The sequence below is a fragment of the Roseburia intestinalis L1-82 genome, assembly GCF_900537995.1.
In the GTDB taxonomy this organism is placed as follows: domain Bacteria; phylum Bacillota; class Clostridia; order Lachnospirales; family Lachnospiraceae; genus Roseburia; species Roseburia intestinalis.
In genome coordinates this window covers 4071020-4083302 of record NZ_LR027880.1, presented here as the reverse complement: position 1 = coordinate 4083302, position 12283 = coordinate 4071020, and the positions used below count along the sequence as shown (strand labels likewise).

Annotated in this window: 10 protein-coding genes; all 10 read left to right on the top strand. The window is 40.8% G+C overall.

Translation table 11 applies throughout. The features are described 5' to 3' along the window. Positions 1 to 17 precede the first annotated feature (17 nt). Positions 18 to 815, top strand: coding sequence for a hypothetical protein (locus tag RIL182_RS21485; RefSeq protein ID WP_197730451.1), 798 nt, complete (start codon positions 18 to 20; stop codon positions 813 to 815). A gap of 224 nt (positions 816 to 1039) precedes the next feature. Continuing rightward, positions 1040 to 1276: a hypothetical protein gene (locus tag RIL182_RS21480; RefSeq protein ID WP_197730450.1), complete on the top strand. Its 237-nt coding sequence runs from the start codon at positions 1040 to 1042 to the stop codon at positions 1274 to 1276. A gap of 46 nt (positions 1277 to 1322) precedes the next feature. Beyond that, positions 1323 to 2372 carry a sensor histidine kinase gene (locus tag RIL182_RS19145; protein ID WP_134523454.1) on the top strand — a complete coding sequence of 350 codons (1050 nt, stop codon included), beginning with the start codon at positions 1323 to 1325 and terminating at the stop codon, positions 2370 to 2372. After that, complete coding sequence (locus RIL182_RS19140; protein WP_006857415.1) at positions 2369 to 3973, top strand: response regulator transcription factor; 1605 nt, start codon at positions 2369 to 2371, stop codon at positions 3971 to 3973. The genes RIL182_RS19145 and RIL182_RS19140 overlap by 4 nt, the downstream gene beginning before the upstream one ends. Further along, a complete protein-coding gene (gene bglX / locus RIL182_RS19135; protein WP_006857414.1) occupies positions 3970 to 6183 on the top strand; it encodes a beta-glucosidase BglX in 2214 nt (737 codons plus the stop codon). Before RIL182_RS19140 ends, bglX begins: the two co-directional genes overlap by 4 nt. Positions 6184 to 6462: 279 nt before the next feature. Further along, entirely contained in the window at positions 6463 to 6696 is a 234-nt protein-coding gene (locus RIL182_RS19125; protein WP_006857413.1) for a hypothetical protein, read from the top strand. A gap of 193 nt (positions 6697 to 6889) precedes the next feature. Next, entirely contained in the window at positions 6890 to 8062 is a 1173-nt protein-coding gene (locus RIL182_RS21825) for a histidine kinase dimerization/phospho-acceptor domain-containing protein (RefSeq protein ID WP_243128716.1), read from the top strand. Further along, a complete protein-coding gene (locus tag RIL182_RS21820; RefSeq protein ID WP_243128715.1) occupies positions 8022 to 9488 on the top strand; it encodes a response regulator in 1467 nt (488 codons plus the stop codon). Before RIL182_RS21825 ends, RIL182_RS21820 begins: the two co-directional genes overlap by 41 nt. Beyond that, entirely contained in the window at positions 9383 to 10063 is a 681-nt protein-coding gene (locus tag RIL182_RS19115) for a response regulator (protein ID WP_134523452.1), read from the top strand. The genes RIL182_RS21820 and RIL182_RS19115 overlap by 106 nt, the downstream gene beginning before the upstream one ends. Before the next feature lie 235 nt (positions 10064 to 10298). Further along, the gene (locus RIL182_RS19110; protein ID WP_006857410.1) at positions 10299 to 12239 is read left to right on the top strand and encodes an LTA synthase family protein; all 1941 of its coding nucleotides are present in this window, start codon (positions 10299 to 10301) and stop codon (positions 12237 to 12239) included. The last annotated feature ends 44 nt before the right edge of the window (positions 12240 to 12283 follow it).

Below are 12283 nucleotides of genomic sequence, written 5' to 3'. Positions count from 1 at the left end.
TGGCGTTTGGAAAAAAGATGAATTTAAAAAGACGAAAAAAGAAATCTTTAGCACAACAGAGTAAGCAAATATTAATTTTAATGACAGTCATTCTGGTAATTATTCTGGGAGGATGCACTTATGTTTTAAACAAAACAAGTGGGCAGATTTACGAACAGATGAGCCAGATGGCACAGTTGTATGCGCAGGAGCTTGACAATCGTTTTTTGAGGATCAGCCGGAATCTTTTTTCTGCGATCATGGATACCAATGAGACAAATTCCACGTTCTGGGGAAATGTAAATCTGATGAAGAATGGGGATTATTCGGAGTATGCGATCGGAAAACTCAGAGAAGAATATTTTTCTTCAGCATGGGAATATGGAACGGAATACAGGATTTTTTTATACACACATGATACGGATAAATTATATCAGCTTTCCCTGTCTTCTGATGGAAATTACACAATGTCACCCGAGATTGCAGCGTCTATCCGTGAGCAGATAGACAAATTAGATGAAAAGGCATATGCAGTGAAGCGGAAGTGGGATGTTTTGGAGTGTGATGATGAGGTATATATCTGCAAAATTGCACAAAAAAATGGAATTGCCTTAGGATGCATTGTAAATGTAAAAAGTATCTTAGAACCATTCTCAAAGCTTTCGTTGGGAAAGCATGGATATGTAAGCCTTGTCGATCAGGATGAGGTCTGTATAGGTATGTTAGACCAGAGCGGAATCATATCAGAGCCGCAAAGTATGAATACCAAAAATACTTATACGATCCGTCAGGGATTATCCAGAGCACCCTTTGAGATCAGGATCGGGATTCTTTAGGCGGTGTCTTAAGCCTGATGGCGGGAAGTCTGCTCGGAATGACAGTATTGATCTTTATGATTCTTATTATGAGTGGGATATCGCTATTTCATGTGTATTCCAATATTATGAAACCGCTTAAAGTGTTCACACAAACCTTCAGCAATATGATGAGGGTGGATATATGCTAATATGACGAAGGAAATCTGCTTGAATTAGAGCAGATTGATGGAAAATTCCGTACAATGATCCATCAGATCCGCAAATTGAAGATCACGCTATATGAACGGGAATTAGAGAAACAGAAAATTGAGATGGATTATCTGAAAATGCAGATCCGGCGCATTTTATTTGAATTGCCTGAACTTTATTTACAGCATGATCGACTTTGCGATTATGAACACGCAAGGGCAATGACAAAATCACTTCGGATTATCTTTCATATATTTTTCGGAATACAACGGACAGAGTTCCGGTTTTAGCGGAATCAAAGCATTGTGAACGATCCTGGATGAGGTCTGTATAGGTATGTTAGACCAGAGCGGAATCATATCAGAGCCGCAAAGTATGAATACCAAAAATACTTATACGATCCGTCAGGGATTATCCAGAGCACCCTTTGAGATCAGGATCGGGATTTCTTTAGGCGGTGTCTTAAGCCTGATGGCGGGAAGTCTGCTCGGAATGACAGTATTGATCTTTATGATTCTTATTATGAGTGGGATATCGCTATTTCATGTGTATTCCAATATTATGAAACCGCTTAAAGTGTTCACACAAAACCTTCAGCAATATGATGAGGGTGGATATATGCTGAATATGACGGAAGGAAATCTGCTTGAATTAGAGCAGATTGATGGAAAATTCCGTACAATGATCCATCAGATCCGCAAATTGAAGATCACGCTATATGAACGGGAATTAGAGAAACAGAAAATTGAGATGGATTATCTGAAAATGCAGATCCGGCCGCATTTTTATTTGAATTGCCTGAACTTTATTTACAGCATGATCGACTTTGGCGATTATGAACACGCAAGGGCAATGACAAAAATCACTTCGGATTATCTTTCATATATTTTTCGGAATACAACGGACAGAGTTCCGGTTTTAGCGGAATCAAAGCATTGTGAAGATTATTTAAAAATCCTGCTGCTGAGGTATCCGGATAAGTTTACCTATTATATTGAAGTTCATGATGAAGTGGCAGATGCGGAGATATTTCCATTCTTAATACAGGTTTATGTTGAAAATGCTGCAAAACAGGCATTGATGGCAGATGAAAAAATGCTGATCTCAGTTACGGTATATCCTGAGGACAGGGACGATGAAAAATACGTTAATATTTTTATCTCGGATACGGGAAAGGGATTTCCGGACGAAATATTATGTAAACTACAAAATGGACAAAACATTTCTGACAATGGAAAACATATCGGTATTTGGAACTGTATGAGGCGGTTTCAGTATTATTATGGGGATCAGGGAGAGATCCATTTCAGCAATAGTCCATTAGGTGGTGCCGTTGTGGATATTCATGTTCCATATAAAATCGGAAGGAGCGATACACAGGAATGAAATTATTGCTGGTGGATGATGAACGTTATGTGATTGAAAGTATAAAGAAAAATATCTGCTGGGAGCGGACAGGTATTACTGAGATTTATACAGCATTTACAATGAAACAGGCGCAGGAAATTATAACAGCTGTTAAAATGGACATTATTATCAGTGATATTGTGATGCCTGCTGCAACAGGATTTGATCTGGTGCAATGGGTGAGGGAGCAGAATTTCAGGATACAGGTTATTTTTCTGACCAGTTATGCGGAATTTGACTATGCAAGACGTGCGATACAGCTGGAAAGCGTTGAATATCTGCTAAAACCAATTGATTTTGAAAAACTGGAAGAAGCATTAAAAAAAGCAGAACAGGCAGTGCTTCAGGAAAAACAGATAGAAAAACTTACAGAAGCGAGTGAACAGTGGGAAAAAGACCGGACAATCCTGCAAAAGGATATCTGGAGAAATTTGTTGAGCGGTAACATGACACGAAACCAGTTCTGCGAATCCGCAAAAAGGATGGATCTGTATCAGGATGGATTGATATATTTTAAACTGATCTGCTTTTATATGGATCATAAAGCGGAAGAGACACAAAAGTGGGAACCTTCCACCATCGAATTTATTATGCAAAATGTGTTGACGGAGTTATTTCATTCCTTTTATGCCAGAGTGGACACTGTATTTTGTGAAAATGAATGTCGATACTGGGTGGTTCTGTCAACGGATAAAATGCCGGAAGAAGGAGAAAAAATAAGGGAAAAAGATCTGCTCAATCATTTTGTGCAATGGATGACAGATCATGTACATTCCTATTTTTGGTGTGGAGCGGGAAATTGGAGTGGATTTTCTGAAGTGACTGCACAGGCTGACGATTTGCGGAAGATGCGCGAAAGCAGTCTGTCGGTATGGAACGAGGTTATATATCTGTATGAGTTCCAACCAAGTGGAACAGTCTATAAAAATGCGGAGCTGGATACATGGAAAACCCTTTTGGCAGGGGAGGAAGTGGAAGCAGTCATAGCAAGCATACGCAGTTATCTGGAGACAGTCAGGAAGAATGAGATGATCACGCGGCAGTTTTTGCTGTCATTAAGGACGGACGTTACACAGATGGTGTATGTATGGCTGTCAGAGATGGGGATTTATGCCAATGCACTTTTTTCAGATAAAGAGAGTGAGAATTACATGCTTGGCGCTGTAAATGGATTTAACGAAATGATGGAGTATGTAGAAAATCTGATACGGAAAGCGGTTGGATATAAATTATATATTACAAAAGAAGACTCTGTTGCAGATCAGATATGTACCTATATTGACAGTCATTTCAGGGAAGAGATACACAGAGATGAACTGGCAGAGTTAGTCTATTTGAATACAGACTATATGTCTCGGATGTTCAAAAAAGAAAAGGGAGTATCTATAAGCAATTATATATTGCAGAAAAGGGTAGACGAAGCAAAAAAACTTTTATGTGGCAGCAGTCTTCCAATCAATACAGTTTCATTACATATTGGATATAGTAATTTTTCCTATTTTACAAAAATGTTTAAGGAAAATACAGGCTTGACGCCGCTGGAATATAGAAGAAAATTTGGAGAGGGAGTACGCATATGACAGAACAGAAATTAATAGAACTCTTGCGGGATATGTCACTGGAAGAAAAAGTAAATCAGATGAGCCAGGTGACAGGAGGATTTTTTAATGGGGAGATCGTTGTCACAGGTCCTATGGAGGATAAGGGATTTACAGAAGACAATGTAAATCTTGCAGGATCAGTCATCGGATCCATGGGCGCTGAAACCCTGAAAAGTATACAAAAAAACTATATGGAAAAGCATCCGCACCATATTCCATTACTGTTTATGTTAGATGTCATAAATGGTTATAAGACAGTGTTTCCAATTCCGCTTGCGCAGGGAGCTTCCTTTGAACCGGAATTGTCAGAACAGTGTGCATCTGTGGCAGCAAAGGAGGCTTCGGTCAGCGGTCTTCATGTGACATTTGCACCTATGACAGATCTGGTAAGAGATGCAAGGTGGGGACGTGTCATGGAATCAACGGGAGAAGATCCTTACCTGAACAGTCTATTCTGTGCAGCAATGGTGCGTGGATTTCAGGGAAACAGCTTAAAAGATAATTATGCAATCGCAGCATGTGTCAAACATTTTGCAGGATATGGTGCACCGACAGCAGGGAGAGATTATAATACGGTAGAACTTTCCGAACATACATTCAGAGAGTTCTATCTGCCATCGTATCAGGCGGGAATAGATGCAGGTGCAGCTCTTGTTATGACATCTTTTAATACAGTTAACGGAATCCCGGCAACCGGAAATAAAAAGTTGATGCGGGACATTTTAAGAGAGCAGATGAAGTTCGATGGTGTACTTATATCAGACTGGGCAGCCATCGAGGAGACCATTTATCACGGATATTGTGCAGACAGAGAAGAAGCAGCAGTGCGTGCAGTGGAAGCAGGCGTAGATATTGACATGATGACAGGAATTTACAGTGAAAATCTGTGTCAGATGGTCAGGGATGGAAAAATAAGAGAAGAGCTTATAGATGAGGCATGTCTTCGTATTCTGCGGCTTAAAAATAATCTGGGACTCTTTGAGAATCCATATAAAGATGCAGATCAGAAAAAAGAAAAGGAATACATTTTATGTGAGGAGCACCGGAATCTGGCGAGGGAAGCAGCAAAGAAATCTTTTGTTTTGTTGAAAAACGAGGAACATATCCTGCCTTTAGATCAACAAAAAAGGATCGCTTTTATTGGTCCGTATGTAGATAGCAGAAACCTGCTTGGAGCCTGGTCATTTATCGCAGATGCCAAGGATGTTATGACGCTGCATGAGGCAGTACAGGAACAGTACGTTTCAGAAAACAGTACATTTTGCCAGGGATCACCAATGTTAGGGGCGGATGTATGTCTGGAAGGATTTGGAGAACAACAGCAGCAATCCTATACTAAGGAGCAGGAGGAACATATGCTGCAAGAGGCGGTACAGGCAGCAGAAGAGGCAGATATCGTAGTACTTGCAATAGGAGAAGACCGTTTACAGTCGGGTGAAGCAACCAGTAACGCAAATATCAGAATCCCTGAGGTACAGGAAGCATTGCTTGATAGAATTGCGGAAGTCAATCAAAATATTGTAGTGGTTTTATTTTCAGGACGTCCGTTAGACATACGTGAAATAAACAAAAAGGCAAAATCTATCCTTCAGGTGTGGCTGCCTGGAACGGAAGGGGCGCGGGCAATTGTGGACACTTTATTTGGAAAGTATAATCCAAGTGGAAAACTGCCTATGAGCTTTCCATATTGTGTAGGACAGGTACCGGTACATTATAATGAATATTCAACAGGACGCCCACATATAGAAGGCAAAGATAAAGACAGATTCCGCTCGAAATATCTGGATATTCCAAATGAGCCATTGTATCCATTTGGATATGGCCTGAGTTACACAACATTTGAGGTATCAGATATTCATTTAGATCGGACATGGATGGATACATCGGGACAGATTGAAGCGGAGGTGACTGTAAAAAATACAGGAAACTGCACGGGAACAGAAACCCTGCAGCTTTATATCCATGATATTGCGGCTTCTGTAGTGCGTCCGGTCAAAGAATTGAAAGATTTTAAGAAGGTTACGCTTTTGCCTGGAGAGGAAAAAAAGGTAGTCTTTACCATAACAGAACAGGAACTGCGTTTTTTGACAGAGGATGGAATCTATGCGAGCGAAGCAGGAGAATTTGAAATATTTATCGGAAAAGACAGTTTGACAGGTAATAAAGCTTCATTTGTATTGAAAAAATGATCTGCATAAGTCTGAGATTTTTCATGATACTCTAAATAGAATGTCATCGGTTATGACACAGCATTTATGTGAAGAAATTTAAGAGCCCGGCTTCGAAAAAGTCGGGCTCTTGGTATAAAATGAATGTATGATCAATGGAATCTCCGGAGTGAGCTTTACCTGGCAAAGCTGATACTGCACTCACGGAAAAAGGATGTGAGATGGCGGATAAAGTTATTGAGATATTTGAGATGACAGATGGTATAATGAAAAGCGGCATGAGTGAAAAGGAGAAATGCAATGGGTTATTTAATTTCAGAGACAACAAAGGAAGAACGCGAGAAGATCGTGGCGGAATCATTAGGAAATATTGATGCAACCTGTGATGGCTGCATGTCCAGACTCGTGGAGATGTATCAGGATTATATCGACGGGAAGAAAGAACTGCGCGAGATCAATATGGAGTTCAATGCCCGCTATGTGAAAAGTGAAGATATGCCGGGAAGAGAAGGCTGTGGGTATCAGGGAAGATAAGGAGGAAAATCAAATGAGTTTCGTAAAAGGAATCCATCATGTATGTTTGAAAAGAAGCCAGATTTGAAAAAAGGAGAGTGCGGGCGGCTTTGGCAGCAGATGTTGAAAATTAAAGTCAACTAAAATTTACGAAAAAACATTTATCAAACCCACCAGGACATGGTATAATGGTAATTTCTGTGCCCTCATGTTTATGATACGCTGGAAAAATATAAAAATTCCACAGTGGGTGATCCATCTGCTTCTTGTGTTAAACATGGGATTTTATGTTATGATCGCAACCGTTGATTATCATCATCTATACTATAAAGATTACTGGCTGGCTCCTTCGAAGGCAAACCTGAACGGATATACGCTGGAAATCTCTCCAGCACCAATGTACTATGTCTATATGGCTTTCTTACTGGCAGAAATCATGACCACGATCGGCATCATCATCTCTTCCTACTGCTCTCAGAGAAGTATGCCCAATAAAGGAAAAATCCATTTTCTTATGATCGCAGCGATGCTTTCACCAATGCTTCTGTTGTCTCTTCGCATTTTAAAAATTCTAAAAGGAGATGATCCAACACCTCTTGGAATTCTGTTGTCCTGTATCTTTATGAGCATTGCCGTTGTAAAATACGGCTTGTTTGATCCTGTCAAAAATGCAAAAAATTATATTATTGATAATCTGAAAGAAGCTGTCATTGTAACAGATGCGGATCACCGTTTCCTTTTTTTAAATTCGATGGCGGATAAAATTATTACTTCTATAAATAAGGAACAGGGATATAGCACGGATGATAAGATATATGCATTTATTCAGGGCAGTCAGGATTTTTTTGACTGGAAAGATCGGCATTATCAGGTGGAAGAAACGGTATTAAAGGACAATGAACTGATACAGGGATATATGATGACGATTGTTGATGTGACAAAGATCATAGAGCAGAACCATCTGATGAAGCGTCTTGTATTACAGACGGAAGATGCCAACCGTGCCAAAACCAACTTCGTTTCGAATATGTCACATGAGATACGTACGCCGATGAACTCTATTGTGGGAATTACAGAGATTTTACTGCGTTCCCGGCATTCACCGAAGGAGCAGGAATATCTGCTGAATATCCAGAGTTCCGGGCGTGTGCTTCTTACAATCATCAATGATGTGCTGGATTGTTCAAAGATGGAAGCCGGTAAAATGCAGCTGTTTGATGAACCGTATGATACATGTTCACTGTTTCATGATCTGAGGATCAGTATGGAAAACAGGATCGGACATTCCGGTCTGGAACTGATCTATGATATTGATCAGGATATTCCATGTAAGCTGAAAGGGGGATATGGGGCGTATCCGTCAGGTCATCATAAACCTGGTGAATAACGCCATTAAATATACAGAGAAAGGCAGCGTCCGCTTTTCCGTGCATGTCAGACAGAAAAATACGGATAAAGTAATGCTTTATTATGAGGTGGCAGATACCGGGATCGGAATCCGCAAGGAAGATCAGAAAATTCTGTTCGATGCGTTTCAGCGCGTGGAGATGGACAGAAACCGTTATGTGGAAGGAACCGGACTGGGCTTGACAATTTCCCAGAATTTAGTCAATATGATGGGAGGGGTTATCGAAGTAGAAAGTGAATACGGAAAGGGAAGCAGGTTTTTCTTTACGATAGAACAGACAATCATTGATCCGACACCTGTTTCTGCGGTAAATTATAATGGACAGAAAGATAATGTGACGGAAAAAGAAGCGGAATGTCTGTTTATTGCCCCGGAGGCACACATTTTACTTGTGGATGATAACGAATTGAATCTTGTGGTGGCAAAAGAACTGCTAAAACCTCTCCGGATGCAGATTGATACGGCAGAAAATGGACTGCAGGCAGTAAAAATGGTCAGGGGCAGCCAGTATGATCTGGTGCTGATGGATCACATGATGCCGGTTATGGATGGAATAGAAGCTGCAAAAGCTATTCGTGCACTGCCGGAGGACAAGTATCAGAAGCTTCCGATCATTGCACTCACTGCGAATGCAATGGTAGATGCCAGAAAGGAATTCCTGAATGCAGGAATGAATGGTTTCGTTGCAAAACCGATTGATTTTGCACGGATCTGTAACCAGCTGAAACTGTGGCTGCCAAAAGATCTTGTGCGTGATGTCCCGAAGGAGGAGGCAAAGAAGCTTCTTGCAGATGATCTCTCTGACCGTGAGATACAGCCGGAAGATCCACAGATGGGATTTTCATTCGAGGAGGGGGTAAATCACTGTGGTTCGAAAGCTGCACTTATGAAAACGATCCGGATATTTTACCGTACGATCGACAGTAAGGCAAATAAGATCGAACAGTGCCTGAAAGAGGGGCTGATCAGTGATTATGTGATTGAAGTACATGCGTTAAAAAGTTCTGCACTTCTGATTGGTGCAGTACCGTTGTCGGAGGCAGCAAAGGAACTTGAGGATTATGGAAAACAGGGTAAGACAGAGGTGTTAGAGGAAAAAACACCGGATGTGCTTACCATGTACCGTGATTTAAAAAATATATTGCGCCCCTATGCAGAGAAGGAAGAGGATGCAAAAAAAGAGTTTTCGGACGGGGAGTGGATCACTGCATTACAGCAGATACACCAGTGCATAGAACAGTTTGACCTTGATGGAGTGGATCAGATCATGGAACAACTTGAAGAATATCAGGTTCCGGAATGCATCAGGGAATCCATGGATCAGCTGCGTGTTTATGTGGCGGATGTATCGATGGAAGAGATTATGGAATTGACAGATACCATGACAGGGTTATTGCGGGATTAAAGGCGGTTGGGGTTAAAGTGATCGTAGATCATGCAATCAAGCATAAAACGCCTGTGTTTGTCATGGGAAATGTGGAAGAGCTTGAGAAACTCTGGGAAACACTTCCAAAACAGATGTTTACCGATATTTTTATAAGACCGATCAATGTGGTGGAGATGGTGGAAAACATCAAAAGGCAGATGGATGAATATTATAAAATGAAAAAAAGAACTATTTTAGCGGTGGATGATTCGGGAGTGATCCTCCGGAATATTAAAACACTGCTGGAAGATAAATATCAGGTAATTCCTGTCAATTCCAGCGAGATGGCGATCAAATATCTTGCCTTAAATATACCGGATCTGATCTTGTTAGATTATGAAATGCCAATCGTGGATGGCAAACAGTTTATGCAGATGATTCGTGAAGATACGGAATTTCAGAACATTCCGATCATTTTTCTTACCGGAAAAAACGATGCACAGACGGTTATGGACGTGATGTCGTTAAAGCCGAATGGTTACCTGTTAAAAAGCATGGATGCGCAGAAACTGCATGCAGCGATCGATGATTTCTTTAAAAAACAGACAAAATAAAGGCTGGCCAATCAATAGGAAACGCACAAAGATATGTATGATCCCCCTTAAGCAGACAGGGTAAATGTTTCCAAACTGCTTAAGGGGGATTTTATGTATATAAAACTATATTCCGTAAATGAAAAAGAAAAAAACTAAGAAAAGTTTAATCTTCACAAAATTGACAAATCTGTATGTAATGATAGAATAACTTTGTTGAAAAAGAGACTATGAGAGATGGAAATATGAGGAAATCATGAAGATAAAGTTATATTTTGAAAAAGAGAATCTGATCCGACTTGCTGTGGCAGTGGTCTTTGCAGCAGTGCTGTTTGCAGTGATAAGGTTTCCGGTATGGGTACTGTTTGGATTTGGAGTACTTTATTTTGGAATTAAAAGTTTAAAGATTGAATTAAACGAAAAGCTTTCATGGCTGTGGAGTGCGATCATGCTTGGGACAGGCGGCATTTTTACGGCGTATCATATCCAGTATCTGTTACTGGATACGGAACTGAGAGCAAAAATATCCGACAATAAAATGCTGTTAAATGTATTGTGCTGTCTGGTAGTTTTTCTGGCTGTTCAGGTATTTACAAGCAATACAGGACTGACCTGTCTGATTTCGCATATTGTGCTGTTGTCCCTTGCCGGGATCAACTATTTTGTATATCTGTTTCGTGGAAATGAGTTTATTTTCAGTGATTTAAAGTCCATCCAGACCGGGCTTTCTGTGGCGGGAAATTATGAATTTGTCCTGGATGAAAGGGCAGGGTATGTAATACTCCTTTCCACGCTGTACATTGCGTTTATCCGAAAATTACATGTTTCCTTTCAGAAAAGGATTCCGATGTCGATCGTGTGCATTTCACTTGCCGTGCTGTGCTGTGCATACATTGGAAAGCATACGCAGGGTGTTGTGACGGAGACATGGGAACAAAAAGGAAGTTACAGAAACGGCTATATCTTAAACTTTGTGTTAAGTATCCGCGACTGCTTTATTGCGCAACCGGATGGGTATTCGAAAGAGGCAGTCAAGGAACTTGAGGATCAGTACAGCAAAGAGACGGATACAGCCACCGGAGAAACGGAGAAGAAGCCGACCATTATTGTGGTTATGAGTGAATCCTATGCGGACCTTAGTGTGGTGGGGAATTTTTCAACCAATATCGATCTGACACCGTTTTACGATTCACTGGAGGAAAATACGATCAAGGGGCATGCGCTCTCTTCCGTGTTTGGCGCCAAAACACCAAACTCCGAGTGGGAATTTTTGACGGGAAATTCCATGGCATTTCTGCCGAGCGGTTCGGTTGTCTATCAGCAGTATATCACGGATACACCGACTTCTCTGGTGTCAAATCTGAAAAATATCGGTTACACCTGTGTGGCAATGCATCCTTATTATGATACCGGATGGAGCCGCAATATCGTATATCCGAATATGGGATTTGATGAAACGCATTTTATCGATGATTTTGACCAGACGAAGATATTGCGTGATTATATTACAGATCAGGAACTGTATGAGAAGATCGTCGACCGTTATGAGAGTAAGAAATCCAACGAGGATTTATTCATTATGAGTATTTCCATGCAGAATCATGGCGGTTATACGGAGAAATATGACAATTTTGATGAAAAAGCGCGTATGCTTGGCATCAATTATCCGGACGTGAACCAGTACCTGTCATTGATCCACGAGAGTGATTCGGCATTAGAGTATTTGATCTCCTATTTTGAAAAAGTGGATGATCCGGTTGAGATCGTCTTTTTCGGGGATCATCAGCCGAGTTTATCATCCAGTTTTTATCCGTATCTGAATGGAAAAGGATTGGGCGGACTGACGCTGTCTGAACTTGAGAATCTTTACACTGTACCGTTTTTTATCTGGACGAATTATGACAGCGGCAAAGAAAGTGTGGAACTGACAAGCCTTAATTATCTGTCAACATTGGCGTTGGAGCGCGCGGGCATTGCGCTTCCGGCATACAATCAGTTTTTAGCCGACATGATGGAAGAAATTCCGGCGGTCAATTCGAGAGGATTTTATTCCAAATCGCAGGGAAAATTTTTACATGTGGAAGATGCGGCCGGCGAGGATGCAAAATGGCTGAAAAATTATGAGATACTGCAGTATAATAATATGTTTGATAAGCGGAATAAGAGCGGGTTATTTTTCCCTTATTTAAAACAATAGAATGTTCGTGGGTGTGCATTCTGCTGCATAGATGATGTTGGGCG